The sequence below is a fragment of the Sulfitobacter geojensis genome, from assembly GCF_000622325.1.
Taxonomy (GTDB): Bacteria; Pseudomonadota; Alphaproteobacteria; order Rhodobacterales; family Rhodobacteraceae; genus Sulfitobacter; species Sulfitobacter geojensis.
In genome coordinates this window covers 2987809-3007371 of record NZ_JASE01000005.1, presented here as the reverse complement: position 1 = coordinate 3007371, position 19563 = coordinate 2987809, and the positions used below count along the sequence as shown (strand labels likewise).

Genomic DNA, 19563 nt, shown 5'->3' with positions numbered 1-19563 from the left:
TCCTATCGAATAATCACGGGGCCCTGAGCAAGGGCTACTGCAAGGTTTTTGCGGGTTTCATCGAGCCAGGCTTCGAGGTCTGCCTCGGACTTCAGCGTCCGACTGGGCAGATGGATGGTCTTGGCCGTCGGCTCCATCATTTCAGCCGCTTGCGACTGAACCTCATTGAAGCGGGATGAAAGTGATTTCACGCGGTCTTCGAACGCGGACAAGGTCAAAGTCTGCAGCGTCTGAAGGACCTCCGCACCGCTGCCGACCTTCACTTCCGGCATGTCACTGTTGGTCAGTTTCTGTTCGGCGAGAAGGCGGTTACGTTGATCAGGCTGAAGCTTCTGCCAGTTATCGTCAGCCTTTAGTTTGGCCATTCCAGCCTCGTGCTGCTGTTTGTAAGCCGCTACGAGACGATTGAGTTCGTCACGAAGCATTTGCGTGAAACTCGCGACCAGCGGCTTCATTGGATCAGGATCTGCCAGCAATTGACGTTGATCCTCGATCGCTTGAACCTGCGTCCGCAACACATCAGAATCAGGCAGGCCGTTGGCCCTTTCCGCAAGGCGTTGCAGGGTCTCCCAGCTCTGCCAGCGAGCGTCGATTTCCTTTGCCTGTAGGGTCCAGGCATCAATAAAGGATGTAAGCTCGTCCCTGCTGTTGTAGATGGACAAGAGCTGTTCGTTGCCGGAGGCTCGCCTAATATCATCGACCAATGACAGGTCGGGGGTCTTCGGCTTTGGAGCTTCGCCCCCCGCGCGTCTGGCGACATCCGTGATGTTTTGAACAAACTGCGGAATCGACGAAAGTTCCTCACCCTGTTTCGCGGCAAGGCCGCCCTTCTGAAGTACCTTTCGAATTTGAATGCGCTGCGGAGTTGAGATGGTCGTGGCCTCGACGATGAATGTCGCCTTGCCAATCGATTTACGTTCCAACGTCTTCGCATTACAAGCGCGGTGCTGTTCGTCCTCTGCTCTGATCAATCCGGACACAAGAAGTGCGAGCAGTGCGCCATCGACCGCATCGCGCGACCAGCCAAACGGCGGACCCTCAAAATGATCACGGATGTCCGTTCCTTTCTTTCCACCGGCGATGATAGATAAAACGGCTTTGCAAACTGCGTTCTTTTCGGGTTCCCCTTCGTGACCGACCGCTTTCAAAGCGTCCGGCGCTCCCTTGTGAGCATTATCATATACTTTCGACCAGCCTATGTTGTCCGCGACTGCAAACTGCGGGTAGAGCCTGGTGAGCGAGTTTTCAGCCCCATCGGTAACGGTTGCCTGTAGGCCATTCCCGGTCAATTCGTTGCCCCCTCCCTGAAATACGCGCGCGCGGGACATGGCTTCCAGTATCAACTCGTTGATTTTTGCATCAGCAACCTGACGGATGGTCTCCATCGCGCCGCGTGCTTCCTTACCTTCAGGGGTATCTGGAGCGCCACGCTTATCGAGAGTTGCACTCGCAGCCTTAAATTCGAGGATATTGTTTCGCAGATCATCAGCAGAGCGCCGTGGGATAAAGACAAATACTGTAGGGGATTGATTGCCAGCTTGACGAGCGTCTGCGCGTACGGAATTATCGTCAGTTGCCCAGCCGTCACGGATCCATACATAAACCCGCTTACTTTCATCAGTCGGAAGCGTCGGATCGAAAATTGCGCTAACCTCACGGGTCACTTTGGAGAGGCCTTGAAGCAACGATACACGCCCAACGAGCGCACCAAATTTCTTTCGAATAAGGTCATCCCGTTCTGCTTCGATACGATGCGATTGGTTCGCCAGGGTAGCCTTCTGACCAAGGAACTCGTCGTTCCAAGCCGAGCTTTCTTCTGTCTGTATTCGATACTCATCGCCAACACGCATGATGAGATCGCATGCGTCGAGAAGCTTGGGTAGCTTGCTCCGAAGCCCAGATGATCCTGTTGAAAGGTCGTTGACTAGCAAATCCGCAATTGTGTCAATCGTCGCCTTGATACCAATTTCAGAATTGCTGTTTGTGATTTTGTTTATCAGAAAGACGATACCACAGGCGCGAGCGGTTAATTTTTGTTCGTCACTTCCATGTATCCAAGACATCGTCTTTTCATGCAGCTTTCGCGGCAGAATTCTGGCCTGCAAGAGTTTATCTGCACCGTCAAAATAGAGGAAATCTGCTGGGACCGCGAACCCAATCTTTTGATCGGCACTTTCTCTTATCGCCTTATGAATAAGGCTCAGTTGGTTACGAAGCTGACTATCGGTACCCGACGCATCCAGAACTCGATTGGCGGCCTCCCAGAAGCGCCGACGAACCGGAAGGATGGGGTAGTCCTGCGTAAAGAAAGCGACGTCATCTTGCCGATGGCCAATGTTGGTTCCACTCAAATGCCTTGATATCTCACCAATATTCTCTTGCATCATGGCCTCGATATTGGGTTTGGATTCAGCATTCTTGGCAAGTATAACTTGCCTCACCACTGCATCTACGTCCGTATCTGAAAGCTCGATGCGAATAGTGAAGCGACCCTGAAGCTTTGCAAGGGTGGGCGTGCCAGTGACCGCAGTTTGACCAGTTCCGACAAAAGTGAGCTTACCGCCGAGGCTTTCGTCTTTTACGACTGCTTCGACCATTTCTTGAACTTCGATAGCTCGATCGCCGCTGGTGCCGATAAACTGCTGAACTTCGTCGAGTACGATCAACGTAAGAGGGAGTTTGTTTTCGCGTGAAATCGCTGCCCGAATAGCGGATATCATTTCCTGATTGGAGACGTCCTGAACATTCGGATAAGTGTTTTGAAGAGCGTCAACCATAGAACTGGACGAGGAAAAAAGCTGTGGTTTTGCTTCGATTAGGGCCGCATGGAGACCTTCCGCCACATAGAAATTAGCCAGTTCTTCATCCCAGTCATACCCACTGGCTTCTACGTGAGCATGAACCTGTTTCTCTATTCCCTCTTTCCGCAACCACATTACGAACCGAGCGAGAGGATATTGTTCTGGCAACCCGACTGATCTAAACACAACTCCAAGCAGGGCAAGGCGAACGCTACCGCTGGCACCAGCACCGAGCGTTCCCGAGGCTGCATGAAGGCCGCCAAATCGACGAGATTGAACCGTTAGTTCCTTTAGGTGGTCGCGAACGTCTTGGGGCAGGTCTGCTATGCCTCGCGCTGTCGCACCGTCTTCAAAAGTGGTGTCTAACCAAAGTGCGCGGAGCATCTTCACCATGTGGGATTTACCAGACCCGAAGAAGCCGCTGACCCAAACAGCAGGCTGCTGCGCCTGTTCAATGTTTCTCAAATAGGTGTCAAGGATATGCGCCATGCCGGAGCCATACTGTCCGTCACATACAAAAGTCTCGAGCTCATACCGCAGCACGTCCCTCGCAAGTGACGACGTGCCATCATTCACGTTTGCGACACCCTCGTTGACGAGTTTTCGGGCGGTTGGGTCTTGCCGGTAGAGCGAGCGAAGTTCCATTTGGGGTCTCTTTCTTAAAATATTTTGTCGGCTGTTATCGGAACGGCCAGGTAATTCCAGCCATCATAGCCGTCGAGAAGCCGGTAGTTATTGTCTTCGTAACTGCCTGGGAAGAAAATCACGAGTCTACCCGAAACCATTGGGGCCAGGCGATCCACTACATCTTTGACTTTGAGAAACCCAAACAAACTGCCGACGCCAGAAATAGCAATTACACTATTGTGGGGCGATTCCAATTCAGAGGTGCGGCGCTCAAAATCCAAGGCCAGATGCTCTAAGTATCTTGGATATATTGTCGCCAACAGGCTTGGATTTTCGAAATATGATTTTGCATATCGCTGTGATGCCAACCACTCTGCGAATGTGTCTGTCAGGTCGTGAAGGCACCAATCGTGTCCAGCTTGTCTGGATGCCAATTCAAACTCATCTATTTTGGTTCTAAGTGCTCGCTCCTCAGTCTCATGGTAGACGCAAAAAACCACCCGCTGCGCCGCAGCGGCGTCATCTCGCCATGGTATAGAGATGAACTGAGCGTAGGTTTTCACGAGGCGTTTGACTCGGCTCATTGCAACCACTCTCGGTCAGTCCGTGGCAGTAGATTTGGAAATGAAACTTCAACCACGTCGCCAATATGGTTGATACTCAGCCACCCTTTTTGACCCGCTTGTTGTGCCAATTCGAGTGATCGTTCGGCACTGCAGTCTAGTAGTTTTGCGTATGGGCTACTAAAAATCGAAAGCCCTCTGAGTCCTGCCAAGTGTCCTAAGAAGACAGCATACGCTGCGTTTCCGGGTGTTGGTTGAGCTCGGGAACGGATTTTAACAGCTCGCCCAGATAGATGCCCTGCTTTTGTCCATGAAGAGTTCAAGTTTTGGGCTGTGGATTTGAGCGTCGCGGGGCTGAAACGATCGGGAAACAACGCCTCTATGTGCGCTTCCATTGCCTCCCGTGACACCGTCACCTCTTCAGGCGTCGAAGTGATAAAGGGAGCAGATGATCTCAATAATCCGTCACGAGCGAAAGCGCACAAAAAAGCGAGAAGCGCCTGACCTTCCGGATCGCGATCCCAAAAATATCGCAGTCCACGAAAGATCAAAATATTCGGATCGAGCCCGTAAAGATCGACAAGATGCCTATACGTGAGAGATCTTGTTTTAGAGGACCGCTTTCCTAGCGCGTTTTCCTCAATAATCACGGAGCGGTATTGTTCGCGTTCAGCATCGGAGTGCTGAATTGCAGAGAATAGCCGTTGAAGCTCATCTAGCATAATCGTGCGGGAAGCATGCGCTCCGCCTTTTTCCCCACTGAAACCGAAGTTCCGGAGTTTTTCCGTTTTTAGGGATTGAGTGGCATAGTTATTCATTGGATATACCTAGGCTTTCCCTATTGATAAGAATGATTTGTTGATCGTTTGGACGTCGTAATTCAGAATTGACGTCAAGTCCTAGTCTCTTAAGGTTATAAAAAACAAGGCATTTTCGCACTTGCAGTTCAGCTAATCCGTCACTCATAGCATAGTCGAGTTCGACGATTTTGCGTTGATTGTCTGAAAGACCTGGATGCGGCGCGATTTTGAGTGTGATCGTTTCTTGCCAGTCTCGGTCGGCTTGAGGATCGATGTCGCAAGCGTCTTTCACCGAGCTTTTCAAAATCCGACCGATGACGAAATCCTTAAAGGTTTGGTCCCTCAGGCAAAGAGCTCGTGCATGCCAGCGAAACCCGTCATGCGCGAGCGCGTGGGGTACGATAGTCCGGTCTGTTGGGTCTGGTGAGGACATCGACTGGTAGCTGATCTCAAGCGCCTTACGCTGCTCGCAAGCGAGCAGAACATTGCGCAGCGTGGGTGCACTTATTCCTCGACCTGGGACAGCGGTTGCCAAAATTTCGGGCTGATAAACAATCCAATCCGCAGCAGTTACTGAACCACCTCGCGAAATAGACAAAAGGTCATCGAGATACTCTGAAGGATCAAGCGCGGCGTAGTGTGCTGCGAACTTGGGGCCGAGTATGTAGGTTTTGGCCGTTTTGTCGTAGACGATATGATCGGGATGGTCGCTGATGTAGCTGTTGAGATCTTTTGAGGCTTGAGCGCGACTTAGGCCCATTACGTCCATCAGGTCTGCCAGGCCAAAGCGCCCGCGCCAAAACACTCTGTGCTCTATGAGTGCACGTCTATCCTGTTGCCAACGTGAGAGCTTGTTCGATTCGTCTGTCATGTACTTAGATTAATTCAACCTAAGGGATGGGTCTACATTTAAGAACCATATACGTAGGTTACTGATCGAGATAAAGTTGAATGCTGTCAGTGCGTTGGCATTGCAGCTTTATAGAGGGTATCACGTATTCAATGCGGATCAGATCGAAGGCTTGCCCCAGGACTAACGGCCGCTTCGGGAAAATCTTGCTGCATTGCCGCGGAATTGAATTGTTCTGAAACGTGCGGGTCCGCCGAGTTGCGTTGCATCGATGAAGGCCGCAATTTTAGCCTTGCCGCTCTTGGCATTCACAAAGCGTATCGCGAAACTGGTGCCGATTTTTGGCTCCTGTGATATGCTGCAGTCGTTGGCAGAGACGTGGTCCAAAAACAAAATGAACCCCAAGCTTAGGTTCGAGACCAACAACTTGAACACCTAGAGCTAGTACGTTCAGTTGGCCCCACAGCATTGTTTGTATTTGCGGCCTGAGCCGCAGGGGCAAGTGGCGTTTCTGCCGACTTTCTTTCCCTTAAACGGTTCATGGGTTTGATTTGCCGCGGACCATGCAGGGAAGGGGGCATCTGGCCGGCCAGATTTTGTCCAGTCGTTGATCGCCAGTACCAGGTTCGGGATGAGGTCGGGGGCCTGGTCTTTCAGTGTTCTGATCGAAGCTTTGGGCAGATCGCTCTGACCTTCGGCGATGTTGCAGAGAGCAAGCATCATATTGACGGAGGAGGCGGCTTCTTCGTCGTCGCTTTCAACGATACGTTCCCAAGTATTCGGACGCAGTCGCATCGCGCGCTCAAACCCACAACACCAGGACCCCCAGAGGATCTCCCCCGTCCGTCTGTCCTCATCATAAAGCGGGCCGTATTCCAGTGCAGGCGGGGTCAGGGAAAGCGCAACGTCGTTGTAGTGCCGCATGATGAGGTCCATCGTGGCCTGCACGCCCTCAAGAGTCTCGAGGTGCTCAGGACTGTTTCCCCAGACGCAGGGCAACCACTCGCGGGGCAAAACCATCTCCGGACACACAATCAGGCCAGCGCAGAAGCCGTCAAACTCGCTGAGGAGCATGCCGTCCTCATCAGTATGGGACAGCAGCAGCACATCTAGTTGGTCAAGTTGATCATCGCTTAGCATCATATCAGTCCAGTAGCTGCAAACCCTCTAGAATGTCTCGACCCAGGGGCGCACGGCGATTTCGTTTGACCAGGCGCTGCGGTCTTGCTCAATCATATGACGATAGGTGCGGGCAATGGCCTCCGGTCGCAGCATGGAGCCGGGTTTGCCCTCTGGCTCGGTCCGGCCGGGATTGAGGATGCCGCCGTCGATATTGATCCAGGCCACGTGAATTCCTTTGGGATGCAGTTCCCGCGCCATGCTCTGCGCAAGGCCGCGTTGAGCGAACTTGCCCATGGCAAAGGGGGCGGACTGTGGGAAGCCTTTAACTCCGGCTGACGCACCGGTGAACAAGATGGTGCCCTTCGTGCCATCAATGGCCTCCGCCTCCAGCATGCGTCTTGCGGCATGCTTGCCTGTCAGGAAGGACCCTATCGCTGTCACATCGACAGCCCGGCGCACGTCCTCGGCAGACAGGTCGGTGATCGGTCCACGCACACGCGCAGAAGGGTTGTAGATGGCGACCCTGGGCGCTTCGGGCAGATCATCGAACAGGGCCGTAACAGCGCTCTCATCCGTCGCATCCAACAGAACCGTGCGTGCGCCGGTTTCGTCGGCCAGAGACCGCATTTTGTCCGCGCTGCGTGCGGCCAGCGTCAAAGAGTAATCCGCCATAAGGTTCCGCGCCAAAGCCGCGGACAGCCCGTCCCCTACGCCTATGATCACAGCAATCGGTTTACTCATCGAATTTCTCTCCCTTTTTCCAACAGATGCTTGACCTCTGAACGAGCATGAAATACGACATACCACGCTGAGCGGGCGTTGTGTAATGGTTAAGACCTCAGTTTTCCAAACTGAAGATGAGGGTTCGATTCCCTCCGCCCGCTCCAGAAATTCGTTTCCGACACATCACCTACTAAAGCACATATGGTGTAAAGTTAACCATTTGAAGTTAGGTGATTAATTAGGATTTGGATACCAGCTTTCCAAACTGAAGATGAGGGTTCGATTCCCTCCGCCCGCTCCAGATAATTCCTGCCTGTGACATCCGCGACGCTTGACGCTGACGGCCAGCCGCGCCATCAGGCGTGAACGCGATAAAGGAAATCCGATGGCAGCTGCGCCGCATCCCGCCCCCAATGGCAACGTTGAACGCGAAAAATCGCGCCGGTTTGGATCTTTACGGGCGTTGTTACCCTTCATGATGCCTTATCGCTGGCTGATGCTTGCCGCTGGTATCGCACTGTTCTCGACGGCCATGGTGTCGCTGGCGATGCCGCTTGCTGTGCGCAGGGTGGTCGACAATTTCGATACTGCCGATGTGCATCTGTTGGATCAGTATTTTCTTGCGGCTCTGGCTGTGGCCGGTCTGTTGGCGCTGGGCACCGCGTTGCGCTTTGCGCTGGTGACACGGCTTGGCGAAAGGGTGGTGGCGGATATTCGCATGGCGGTGTTCGACCGTGTGATCGGCATGAGCCCCGCATTTTACGAACGCATTCTGACCGGCGAAGTCCTAAGCCGGATCACAACAGACACCACTTTGATTCAGTCGGTCATCGGGTCGTCCGTTTCTATCGCCCTGCGTAATCTGCTGATCTTCATCGGCGGGCTGGGGCTGATGCTGCTTACCTCGGCCAAGCTGGCGGGGTTGGTATTGTTGATCGTTCCTGCCGTGGTGGTGCCGATCCTGACCCTGGGGCGACGGATGCGCAAGCTGAGCCGCGAAACACAGGACTGGATCGCGGCGTCCTCGGGCAACGCCTCCGAAAGCCTGTCTGCCGTGCAGACGGTACAGGCGTTTAGCCACGAAACCGCCAGCCGGGAGCAGTTCGCGACCATCACAGAGGCGTCTTTCGACAAGGCCAAAGAGCGCATCAAGATCCGCGCGTATATGACTGTGATCGTGATTTTTCTGGTCTTTTCCGGTGTTGTTGGCGTGTTGTGGATTGGCGCGCGCGACGTGCGCGGCGGTGACATGACGGCCGGTTCGCTGGTACAATTCGTAATTTATGCGGTCATGGTGTCGGGCGCGGTTGCTGCCCTGTCCGAAATCTGGAGCGAGTTGCAACGCGCCGCCGGTGCGACCGAACGGCTGGTCGAATTGTTGCAGACCGATGATACGGTGCTGGATCCCGAAGCGGGCCAACGCTTGCCCCAGCCGGTGCGCGGCGAAATCGGTTTTGAAGCCGTGCAATTCACCTATCCCGCACGCCCTGATGTTGTTGCCCTTGAAGGGGTCACGCTGGATATCAAGCCGGGCGAAACCGTTGCTTTTGTCGGGCCCTCCGGTGCGGGCAAGACCACGATCATCCAGTTGCTGTTGCGCTTTTATGATCCACAGTCAGGCCGTGTCACACTGGATGGTGTCGATCTGCGCGACCTGACCCGCGCGGAATTCCGCGCCGCCATCGCGCTGGTCCCGCAAGACCCGATCATCTTTGCGGCGACCGCTGCGGAGAACATCCGGTTTGGCCGCCCCGATGCAAGCGACGCCGAAGTGGAGGGGGCCGCACAGGCCGCGGCCGCGCATGAGTTCATCACCGCGCTGCCGGAAGGCTATGACAGTTATCTGGGCGAGCGTGGCGTGATGTTGTCAGGCGGACAGAAACAACGCATCGCAATTGCCCGCGCCATCCTGCGCGACGCGCCCGTGTTGCTGCTGGACGAAGCCACCAGTGCGCTAGATGCCGAGAGCGAACGTGCGGTGCAAGAAGCCGTGGACATTCTGAGCCAGAACCGCACGACGTTGATTGTGGCGCACCGTCTGGCCACAGTGAAAAAGGCCGATCGCATCGTTGTTCTGGACAAGGGGCAGGTGGTGGCGACGGGCACCCATGACGAGCTGGTGGCCAAGGGCGGGCTTTATGCGCGGCTGGCACGGCTGCAATTCACCGATGGCATGCAGGCCCCGTAATTCCCCCTTTTACCTGCGTCGGAAAACAAGTCATACTGGCGTAGAACATATAAATAGGGAGATCCGAAATGGGTTTGTGGAGTTTTGTTAAAGGTGCCGGTAAGAAGGTTTTTGGCGGTGACGACGATGCCGAAGTTTCCGGCGCGGCACTGCAGGACGAGTTGAAAGACCTTGGTCTGGATTCCGAAGGCCTTGAGATCACCGTTGAAGGCGATCAGGTCAAAGTCAGCGGCAATGCCGTCAGCCAGGAAATGAAAGAGAAAGTCATTTTGGCCGTGGGCAACGTCGAAGGCGTGTCCGCTGTGGATGACCAGATCGCTGGTGGCGAAGGCGAGCCGACGTTCCACACGGTTGAAAAGGGCGATACCCTGTCTGCAATCGCGCAGAAGACGTTGGGCAAAGCGTCACGCTATCCCGAAATTTTCGAAGCCAACAAGCCGATGCTCAGCCATCCTGACAAAATTTACCCCGGTCAGGTTCTGCGCATTCCAACGGCGTAACCGGCACGCGGGGATGACCCGCAAGCTGTAAAGGCAAAGCAGGGCGGCGGCACATTAGGTGCGGCCGCCCTTTTTGTTGGTTTTATCCCAAATGACGCGGCGTTTTGCAGCTGGCGATACTTGCGGAAATCCCGATTCCACCGCATCCTCCCTCGATAAATAACAAAGGCCGTAAAATTGGCCGCTAAGGGAGGATAGGCGATGCCATACGCCGGGATGAAAGACCGCAATGCGATTGTCGCAGAGATGCCATGGGCCGAACGCGACGTGCCCACGACACTTTATGGACAACTCAGCGAAACCACACAGAAATTTCCCAATCACAAGGCGATTTCTTTTCAGATTCTGTCCGGGCCGAAGGACAAGTCCGAGACGTTTACCTGGACGCAGTTGCACGCCAAGGTAACCCAGACGGCGAATATGCTGCGCGGTCTTGGCATCGGGCCCAAAGATGTGGTGGCCTATGTGCTGCCCAATTGTAATGAAACGGTGCTGACCCTTTTGGGGGGCGCGGTGGCTGGCATTGCACAGCCGATCAACCCGTTGCTGGACCCTGAACAGATCGCATCGATCCTGCGCGAAACGGGGGCCTCGATTGTGGTGACCCTGCGGCCGTTCCCTAAAACGGATGTGGCGGAAAAGACGGCTGAGGCGGTCAAAATGGCCCCCGGCGTTCACACGGTACTTGAAGTTGATCTGGTGCGTTATCTGACGCCGCCAAAGTCATGGATTGTTCCGTTGATCCGCCCCAAGGGCAAGGTGGAGAACCATGCGAAGTATCTGAACTTCAATGCGGAAATCGACAAGCAGCCGACGACGCTGACGTTCGAGGATGTGCAGGAAGACCGCGTTGCCTTCTATTTCCACACAGGTGGCACGACGGGCATGCCCAAGGTCGCGCAGCATCTGTACTCCGGTGCGATCTATAACGGCTGGGTCGGTGCGAAAACGCTGTTGTCTGCCGAGGATGTCATGCTGTGTCCGCTGCCGCTGTTCCATGTGATGGCGTGTCAGGTGATGCTGATGGGGGCCGTTGCCTCTGGCGCGCATGTGGTATTCCCGACGCCGCAAGGGTATCGCGGCGAGGGGGTGTTCACCAATATCTGGAAGCTGGTTGAGCGGTATAAGGTGACCTTTGTGGTTTCGGTGCCGACGGCATTGGCCGCGACCATGCAGGTGCCGGTTGATGCGGATATCTCCAGTGTGAAAACCGCCTTTTCGGGATCTGCCCCTTTGCCGTTGGAGCTGTTCCGCCGGTTTGAAAAGACCACGGGCATGACCATTGTGGAAGGTTACGGCATGACCGAAGCCACCTGTCTGGTGTCGGGTAATCCGGTGGACGGCGAAAAGAAAATCGGGTCAATCGGCATCCCGTTCCCTTATACGGACGTCAAGATTGTCAAAGGCAGTGCCGAGGGCGACATCGAGGCGCGCGTGGACGAGATCGGCGAGATTTGTGTATCCAATCCAGGGGTTTACGTCGATAACACCTATACCGAGGCGGAGAAGAACAAAGGCCTGTATTATGATGGCAGCTATCTGCGCACCGGTGATTTGGGGCGTGTGGATGCGGATGGCTATCTGTGGATCACGGGCCGCTCGAAGGACCTGATCATTCGCGGTGGGCACAACATCGACCCTGCCGAGATCGAAGAGGCGCTGTTGGGCCATCCTGCGGTCGGCTTTGCCGGTGCGATCGGCCAGCCGGATGCGCATTCGGGTGAATTGCCCTGCGCCTTTGTTGAATTGGTGGAAGGTGGTTCGGTGACCCCGGAAGAGCTGATTGCCTATTGCAAGGAACACGTCAAGGAACGCGCGGCACAGCCCAAGCACATCAAGATCATGGACGAGTTGCCCAAGACGGCGGTTGGCAAGATCTTCAAGCCGGACCTGCGCAAGGATGCGATCACACGGGTCTATGACGAAGCGCTAAGCGGTGCGGGCGTCGCGGCACGGGTGGATCACGTGATCGACGACAAAAAGCGGGGTCTGGTGGCGATGTTGGCGATGAACGGGGCGTCTGACGGCGATGTCGATGCAGCGCTGGGCGGGTTCACGCGCCCTTGGGATCCGGTTTGAATGACCCTGACTATACCAGGCTGATAGACGCGGAAACATGGGCCTATATCGCCCGTCTGGACGCGGCCTATCCGCCGGATGCGGTGCAAATGAGCATCGCAGAACAACGCGCGGCATATGACACCATGTGCCGCGTTTTCCATGCGCCGCGCCCTGCGGGGGTGACGGTGCAGGACCATGATTTCGGCGCAGTGCCCTGCCGCCAGTACACGTCAGGCAACAGCGGAACCACGGTGATCTACTATCACGGCGGCGGCTTTGTGGTGGGCGGACTGGAAAGCCATGACGACATCTGTGCTGAGCTGTGCGCGCGTACCGGTTATGACGTAATTTCAGTGGATTACGCGCTGGCACCGGAGGCGGTTTTTCCGCGCTGTTTCAACGACGCATGGGCGGCGTTCGCGGCGATTGCACAGGAACGCAGAGGCGACATAGTACTGTGCGGCGACAGTGCGGGGGGCAACCTTGCGGCCGCCGTGGCGCACCATGCACGCGGGCGCGTAGATGGGCGTGTTGTCGGGCAGGTGTTGATTTACCCCGGCCTTGGCGGTGATCAAAGCAAGGGGTCCTATGTGACCCATGCCAACGCGCCGCAGCTCACGATGGCGGATCTCGCGTTTTACAAAACCGTGCGGACCGGCGGCGCGGATGTGCCGGAGAACGATCCGCGATTTGCACCGCTTCAGGACAATGATTTCAGCGGCTTGCCACCTACCGTCGTTGTCAGCGCGGCGTGTGATCCGCTGGCCAGTGACGGCGAAACCTACCGTGATGCACTGCTGCATGCGGGCGGGCAGGCCGTGTGGTTCAATGAGGCGGGCATGGTCCATGCCTGTCTGCGCGCCCGCAACATGAGCACGCGGGCGGCGGCGTTTTTTGACCGTGTTGTGACGGGCGTCGCGGCACTGGGGCGGCGCGACTGGCCTTATTGATTTAGCTCAGAAAGCTCTTGGCTTTCATGGTGTTAGCGGGTTCTGCGCCGAGGCGGTGCAGGATCGTCGGGGCAAGTTGCACCTGATCAATCACAACATCAGGTGCGGGGCCCTTGGCAGGACCGAAATAGTAGAGCGCGGTTTCCTGTTGTAAGGCACCGCGTCCGCCATGATGGCCGCGGTCGTCCTGACCGTGATCCGCTGTTACGATCACCTCGTACCCCGCCGCAAGCCATTTGGGGATGAAGGGGGCCAGCATTTCGTCCATGACGTGGCAGGCGTGGTCCATTTCCTGACTTTCGTGGAAAAAGCGGTGGCCCATGCTGTCCAAGGTGCAGGTGTGCAGCATCCCGTAGTTCAGCCCGTAGCGCAGGCAGAGGTTGGTCAGCGTGGCAAAGAGATCAACGTCTGAGGGGGTCATCTGGTTGACCAGCCCGTAACCGGTCATGGTGTGGAAACGGCCATGGTTGATGCTGGTGCTGTCGGGTTCGTCGTATTCAATATCGCGCACGTAATCAAAGGGATGGCGGTTGAAGAACTCGGACCAGAAAGAGTGGGCGACGGCCCCTGTGACCCCGCCGGCGGCACGGGTCTGGGCAAAGACGTCCTTGTGCGACAGGCGGAAGACATTGCCGTTGCCGGTGCAGCCGTGTTCCTGTGGCGTGACGCCGGTGTGGATCGTGGCGTAGCAGGAGGCAGAGGTCGAGGGCAGGGCAGCGCGGTGTTTCCAGACACGAGCCTGCCCACTGTCCACCCAGCCTTCAAGGTTGCCGAACAGGCGGCGGAAATTGCGGTAGGGCACGCCGTCGAGAATGATCAGAAGGAGTTTGTTGTCCATGGGGCGGCTCCGGTTTGGGGGTCATATGGTGGCGGGCGCGGGGGGGTTAACGAAAGATGAGCATGCGTTCGTCGAATCGGGGGTTAACGCCTGTTTTTTATGGCAAAAAGCCGTGTCGCCCCGCGTACACCCCCCGTGCACCCCCAGTACACCGGGGGGTGCATGTTTTGCGGGGTTAACGGTGCGGGCGCATCAGTTGCCCGCACTTTCCATTTTGCGATGCGCAAGCACCTCTTCCAGCCAGCCGAGTTTCATTTCGGGGACAGAGGACAGCAACAGATCGGTGTAATCGTCAAAGGGCGGTGCCAGCACCTGTGACTTGGAACCATAGCGCACGACCTGTCCTTGAAACATCACCGCGATGCTGTCGGCGATGGCTTTGACCGTGGCCAGATCGTGGGTGATGAACAGGTAAGACACATCTTCGATCTTTTGCAGCTTGAGCAGCAATTTCAGGATGCCGTCCGCGACGAGTGGATCAAGCGCAGAGGTAACTTCGTCGCAGATGATCAGCTTGGGTTTGGCCGCCAGCGCGCGCGCGATGCAGACACGTTGTTTTTGCCCCCCCGACAGTTCCGCGGGATAGCGATCCTGAAACCCGTCGCCCAGTTCGATTTCGTCAAGCAGTTCCTGAATGCGCGCTTGTTTGGCTTTGCCCTTGAGGCCGAAATAGAATTCCAGCGGGCGGCCGATGATCGTTCCCACGGTCTGGCGCGGGTTCATGGCGGTGTCGGCCATCTGGTAGATCATCTGCAATTCGCGCAGATCTTCGAGGCTGCGGGTGGGCAGGTCTGGCGACAGGGTGCGCCCGTCAAAGGTGATGCTGCCTTGTGATGGCGGCAACAGGCCGGTGATGACCCGCGCGAGGGTGGATTTGCCGGAACCGGATTCCCCGACAATGGCAAGGGTCTGGCCCGGGTGCAGGTCGACGTTCACATCCTTGAGCACATCGAAATCGGTGCCACGGTAGCGCGCGGTGATGTTTTGTACGCGCAACAAAGGCGTGTCGGTTGGTGTCTTTTCCTCATGTGCGATGGAGCGGACGGAAACCAGCGCCTGCGTGTATTCTTCTTGCGGGTTGTTGATGATCTGGTCTGTCGTGCCGTATTCGACCATCGCCCCCTGTTGCAGCACCATGATGTGGTCGGAGACCTGCGCGACGACGGCTAGGTCGTGGGTGATGTAAAGGGCGGCCACGCCGGTGTCGCGGATCGCTTCCTTGATCGCGGCCAGCACGTCGATTTGTGTGGTCACGTCCAGCGCGGTGGTGGGTTCGTCAAAGACCACCAGATCGGGTTCGGGACAAAGCGCAAGCGCCGTCATGCAGCGTTGCAGCTGGCCACCGGACACCTGATGGGGGTAGCGTTCGCCGATATTTTGAGGGTCCGGCAGGCCCAGTTTTTCAAACAGGGTGACCGCGCGGGCTTCTGCCTCGGCTTTGGTGAATTTCTTTTGGAAAATCGCGGCCTCGGTCACCTGCTCCATGATCTTTTTGGCAGGGTTGAAGGAGGCGGCAGCGGATTGGCTGACATAGGTGACTTCGCCACCGCGCAAACGGCGCACATCGCGGATGCCCGATTGCAGGATGTCGCGGCCATTGACGTGCACCTCACCGCCGGTGATTTCCACGCCACCGCGCCCGTAGGCCATCGCGGCCAGCCCGATGGTGGATTTGCCGGCACCGGATTCCCCGATCAGGCCCAGCACTTTGCCGCCCTCTAGGTCGAAATCGACGCCATGCACGATTTCGATCGGGCGCGGGCGTTCACCGGGGGGGAAGATGGTGGCCCCGATTTTAAGGCCACGCACTTTGAGCAGGGGTGTGTTGGACTGTGGGTCTGACATTAGCCGCGCCCTCCCTTAAGTGATGTGGTGCGGTTCAGGATCCAGTCCGCCACGAGGTTGATCGAGATGCACAGGGTGGCGATGGCATAGGCAGGATAAAGGGCTGCTTGAATGCCGTAGTTGATGCCTTCCTTGTTCTCTTTCACGATGCCGCCCCAATCGGCCAGCGGCGGTTGTACGCCAAGGCCAAGGAACGACAGGGTCGAGATGAACAGCACCGCGAAGATAAAGCGCAGGCCCATTTCCGCGACCAGCGGGGAGAGGGCGTTTGGCAGGGTTTCGCGAAAGATGATCCAGCCGATTTTTTCGCCACGCAGACGTGCCGCTTCGACATAGTCCATCACGGTGATATCGACCGCCACCGCACGGGCCAGGCGATAGACGCGGGTGCTGTCCAGAAGGCCCATGAGCAGGATCAGGATAAAGGTGGTGGTTGGCATGACCGACAGGACCACCAGCGCGAAGATCAGCGAGGGGATCGACATGATAAGGTCGATAAAGCGGGAGATCAGTTGATCGACCCAGCCACCAGAAACGGCCGCAAAGAAGCCAAGCACGGACCCCAATGTGAAGCTGAGGATGGTCGCCATGGTCGCAATAAAGATCGTGGTACGCCCGCCGTAGATCAGGCGGGTCAGCAGGTCACGCCCGATGCTGTCGGTGCCCAGCAGAAACTGCGAAGAGGAGGGTTCCCAGACATCGCCCACAACTTCGGCCATGCCGTAGGGGGCGATGAGAGGGGCAAACAGGGCCATCAGAAAGTAAAGGCCGGTGAAGAAGAGGCCGATCATGGCGGAGATTGGGATATTCTTCATGAGATTGTCTCGCTTTGGCCGTCGTACGGCGCTCTTTGGGCTGCGCCAAAGACGCCCCGCCCGCCGTCCCGTTTCTGGTTTACCATAATGACCGGGTGCCTCCCGGCGCTTTTGCAGGGCAAAAACGCGGTGGTCGCACGGATTGATTTTTTCGGTGAAAAATCAGTCAGAACAACGCCCCGCCCGCCGTCACGACTGTTTGGGGGTTGAACGCTACCGAGTGCCTCCCGGCGCATTTTCGTGGAAAATACGCGGTGGTCGCACGAAATGCCTTTTTTCGGGGAAAAAGTCATTTGGGATGCCTCAAACGCGGGTTGGCGAGAATGGAAACGATGTCGGCAATCAGGTTCAGACCGATGTATACGGCGGCAAAGATCAGGCCGCAGGCCTGCACCACCGGCACATCGCGTTTGGCGACGTGATCCACAAGGTATTGCCCCATGCCCGGATAGGCGAACACAACTTCGACGACGACCACGCCAACCACAAGATAGGCGAGGTTGATCATGACCACGTTGACGATGGGGGCAATGGCGTTGGGAAAGGCGTGTTTGGCGATGATTTTCAGCATCCCCATGCCTTTGAGTTCAGCCGTTTCGATATAGGCCGATTGCATCACGTTCAGGATGGCCGCGCGGGTCATGCGCATCATATGGGCCAGCACAACAAGGGTCAGTACCATTACGGGGATGGCGATGGCGTTCAGTTTCTGGCCCAGTGACATGCTGTCATTGATGATGGCGACAGAAGAGAACCAGCCAAGGCGGATGGAAATCCAGTAGATCAGCACGTAGCCGATCATGAATTCGGGGATTGAAATGGTGGTGAGGGTCACCGCCGAAATCAGCCTGTCGGGAATGCGGTCTTTGTAGCGAACGGCCAGCAGACCAAGGAAGATGGCCAGCGGGACCGAGATGACGGCAGCCCAGAAGGCGAGGAAAAGCGTGTTGCCAAGGCGGGAGCCCAGACTTTCGGCGATGTCGCGCCCGTTGGTTAAAGCGGTGCCAAGATCGCCTTGAAGGAAGCCTCCGAGCCATTGGAAATAGCGTGCAACGGGTGGGTCGTTCAGGCCCAGTTCGGCGCGCAGGTTGGCGAGGCTTTCGGGGGTCGCAGACTGGCCAAGAATTTGCTGGGCCACGTCGCCGGGCAGCATCATTGTGCCGCCGAAAATAAGGATGGATGCTGCGAAGAGGAGCATCAAGCCCAGCGCAACGCGCTGAGCTATCAGTTTTAAGATGGGGTGCATGATCAGGCCGCCTTAAGCGTCCATCACCCAGCATTTGATGTGTGATTTGTTGTTCATCACAGGACCGTTCGGGTCGTTGGCCCAACCGCCGATTTTGTTGGACACACCGTTCACAAAGTCGTTGAACATCGGCAGGATCAGACCGCCTTCTTCGTTCAACATGCGGCCCATTTTGGAATAGATTTCCTTGCGCTTGGCGTTGTCCAGCTCGGCCTTGGCCGCGTTGAGCATCTCGTCAAACTCGGGGCGTTTCCAGCGGGTGTCGTTCCAGTCTGCGGTCGACAGATAGGCGGTCGAATACATCTGGTCCTGCACCGGACGGCCGCCCCAGTAGGAGGCACAGAAAGGCTGTACGTTCCAGACTTCGGACCAGTAACCGTCGTTAGGCTCGCGCTTGATTTCCAGCGGAATGCCGGCGGCTTGCGCGGACTGCTGGAACAGGGCGGCAGCATCGACCGCGCCGGGGAAGGCACCGTCGGCCACACGCAGAACGATCGGCGAACCGTCGTGGCCGGATTTCGCGTAATGCTCTTTGGCCTTTTCGATGGAATGCTCGCGCTGCGGGATGGTTTCGTCAAACAGCGGGTAGGCGGCGTTGATCGGCATGTCGTTGCCCTTGGTGCCATAGCCGCGCAGGATTTTGTCGACCATTTCGTCGCGGTTGATGGCGTATTTCAGCGCCAGCATCACGTCGTTATTGTCGAATGGTGCGGTGTCTTTATGCGCGATAAAGACATAGTGGCCACGGCCGGCAACCGATTCAACACGCAGGTTGGGCGCGCGGTCAAGCAGGGCTGCAACCTTGGGGTCAACGCGGTTGATGATGTGGACCTGACCGGACTGCAACGCAGCGGTACGCGCGGTCGCATCGTTCAGCACCAGCTGTTCGATTTCGTCGGCAAAACCACGGTTGTCCGCATCCCAGTAGTCATCGCGGCGTTTGAAGGCATGGCGCACACCGGGTTCGTCGATTTCAAGTGTGTAAGCACCGGTACCGATTGCGGCCCCCGGATTGTCCATGCCGCCACCGGGCTGGATCATCAGGTGATAGTCGGCCATCAGGAAGGGAAGGTCGGCATTGGGGGTGTCAAGGTTGACGATGAAGTTGTCGCCGTCGACCTTCATCTCGGAGATGCCTTTCATGATGCCCAAGGCACCTGATTTCGCATCTTCGTTGGAGTGGCGCTGCATTGTTTTCAGCACGTCGTCCGGTGTCATATCTTTGCCGTTGGAGAACGGGATGCCTTTGCGGATTTTGAAAACCCACTGTTTGGCGTCGGCGGATGCTTCGACGCTTTCGGCCATGCGGTAGTCAAGTTCGCCTTTGGCGTCGACTTCGACCAGCAGTTCGCCCCACGCGCGGATGTTGTTCAGGGGCGCTTCGGACGCGACAAGTGCCGGATCCTGTGTGTTGGTTGATTCACCGCCGGAAGAGGCGATTTTCATCATGCCGCCGCGTACCGGTTTGGCATGGCCGTCTGCTGCGGCAGAGTTTGCAAGCATGGTATTGGCAACAGCGGCCGTTACGCCAAGTGCTGCGGCACGGCCGACAAATTCGCGGCGCGTCATCAGGCCGGAGGCAACTTTGCCCGTCAGATGTTTCAGTTCGTTATTCATTGGATATCTCCCGTGAG

15 protein-coding genes and 1 tRNA gene are annotated in these 19563 nt (G+C 56.6%); 5 read left to right on the top strand and 11 right to left on the bottom strand.

What is annotated here, in order from left to right:
- Nucleotides 1-2 precede the first annotated feature (2 nt).
- The 6 genes from brxC to Z947_RS0116630 form a co-directional block, all read right to left on the bottom strand.
- Nucleotides 3-3446 (bottom strand): BREX system P-loop protein BrxC, encoded by a 3444-nt coding sequence (gene brxC, locus Z947_RS0116655; RefSeq protein ID WP_025045421.1) that lies wholly within the window; start codon nucleotides 3444-3446, stop codon nucleotides 3-5.
- Between the two features lie 14 nt (nucleotides 3447-3460).
- Nucleotides 3461-4012 carry a BREX protein BrxB domain-containing protein gene (locus Z947_RS0116650; RefSeq protein ID WP_025045420.1) on the bottom strand — a complete coding sequence of 184 codons (552 nt, stop codon included), beginning with the start codon at nucleotides 4010-4012 and terminating at the stop codon, nucleotides 3461-3463.
- Nucleotides 4009-4809 carry a hypothetical protein gene (locus tag Z947_RS21930; RefSeq protein WP_081781167.1) on the bottom strand — a complete coding sequence of 267 codons (801 nt, stop codon included), beginning with the start codon at nucleotides 4807-4809 and terminating at the stop codon, nucleotides 4009-4011. Before Z947_RS21930 ends, Z947_RS0116650 begins: the two co-directional genes overlap by 4 nt.
- On the bottom strand, nucleotides 4802-5662 hold the full coding sequence (locus Z947_RS0116645) for a WYL domain-containing protein (RefSeq protein WP_025045419.1): 861 nt from the start codon (nucleotides 5660-5662) through the stop codon (nucleotides 4802-4804). The genes Z947_RS21930 and Z947_RS0116645 overlap by 8 nt, the downstream gene beginning before the upstream one ends.
- Before the next feature lie 429 nt (nucleotides 5663-6091).
- Entirely contained in the window at nucleotides 6092-6781 is a 690-nt protein-coding gene (locus Z947_RS0116635; protein WP_162171876.1) for a UPF0149 family protein, read from the bottom strand.
- A 27-nt stretch (nucleotides 6782-6808) separates the two neighbouring features.
- The gene (locus Z947_RS0116630) at nucleotides 6809-7504 is read right to left on the bottom strand and encodes an SDR family NAD(P)-dependent oxidoreductase (protein WP_025045417.1); all 696 of its coding nucleotides are present in this window, start codon (nucleotides 7502-7504) and stop codon (nucleotides 6809-6811) included.
- A 71-nt stretch (nucleotides 7505-7575) separates the two neighbouring features.
- Between Z947_RS0116630 and Z947_RS0116625 the strand changes: the two genes are divergently transcribed.
- From Z947_RS0116625 to Z947_RS0116605, 5 genes are all read left to right on the top strand, one after another.
- Nucleotides 7576-7650 (top strand) — tRNA-Gly (locus Z947_RS0116625).
- Between the two features lie 221 nt (nucleotides 7651-7871).
- Nucleotides 7872-9674: an ABC transporter transmembrane domain-containing protein gene (locus Z947_RS0116620; protein WP_025045416.1), complete on the top strand. Its 1803-nt coding sequence runs from the start codon at nucleotides 7872-7874 to the stop codon at nucleotides 9672-9674.
- 68 nt (nucleotides 9675-9742) lie between these two features.
- Complete coding sequence (lysM, locus tag Z947_RS0116615; RefSeq protein WP_025045415.1) at nucleotides 9743-10174, top strand: peptidoglycan-binding protein LysM; 432 nt, start codon at nucleotides 9743-9745, stop codon at nucleotides 10172-10174.
- 201 nt (nucleotides 10175-10375) lie between these two features.
- A complete protein-coding gene (locus Z947_RS0116610; RefSeq protein ID WP_025045414.1) occupies nucleotides 10376-12253 on the top strand; it encodes an acyl-CoA synthetase in 1878 nt (625 codons plus the stop codon).
- Nucleotides 12250-13185: an alpha/beta hydrolase gene (locus tag Z947_RS0116605; RefSeq protein WP_025045413.1), complete on the top strand. Its 936-nt coding sequence runs from the start codon at nucleotides 12250-12252 to the stop codon at nucleotides 13183-13185. The genes Z947_RS0116610 and Z947_RS0116605 overlap by 4 nt, the downstream gene beginning before the upstream one ends.
- A 1-nt stretch (nucleotide 13186) precedes the next feature.
- Here Z947_RS0116605 and Z947_RS0116600 read toward each other — a convergent pair whose 3' ends face one another.
- From Z947_RS0116600 to Z947_RS0116580, 5 genes are all read right to left on the bottom strand, one after another.
- On the bottom strand, nucleotides 13187-14023 hold the full coding sequence (locus tag Z947_RS0116600) for an alkaline phosphatase family protein (RefSeq protein ID WP_025045412.1): 837 nt from the start codon (nucleotides 14021-14023) through the stop codon (nucleotides 13187-13189).
- Between the two features lie 192 nt (nucleotides 14024-14215).
- Nucleotides 14216-15868: an ABC transporter ATP-binding protein gene (locus tag Z947_RS0116595; protein ID WP_025045411.1), complete on the bottom strand. Its 1653-nt coding sequence runs from the start codon at nucleotides 15866-15868 to the stop codon at nucleotides 14216-14218.
- On the bottom strand, nucleotides 15868-16683 hold the full coding sequence (locus Z947_RS0116590; RefSeq protein WP_025045410.1) for an ABC transporter permease: 816 nt from the start codon (nucleotides 16681-16683) through the stop codon (nucleotides 15868-15870). The genes Z947_RS0116595 and Z947_RS0116590 overlap by 1 nt, the downstream gene beginning before the upstream one ends.
- Nucleotides 16684-16972: 289 nt before the next feature.
- Nucleotides 16973-17929, bottom strand: coding sequence for an ABC transporter permease (locus tag Z947_RS0116585; protein WP_025045409.1), 957 nt, complete (start codon nucleotides 17927-17929; stop codon nucleotides 16973-16975).
- 12 nt (nucleotides 17930-17941) lie between these two features.
- Nucleotides 17942-19546 (bottom strand): ABC transporter substrate-binding protein, encoded by a 1605-nt coding sequence (locus tag Z947_RS0116580; protein ID WP_025045408.1) that lies wholly within the window; start codon nucleotides 19544-19546, stop codon nucleotides 17942-17944.
- Nucleotides 19547-19563 lie beyond the last annotated feature (17 nt).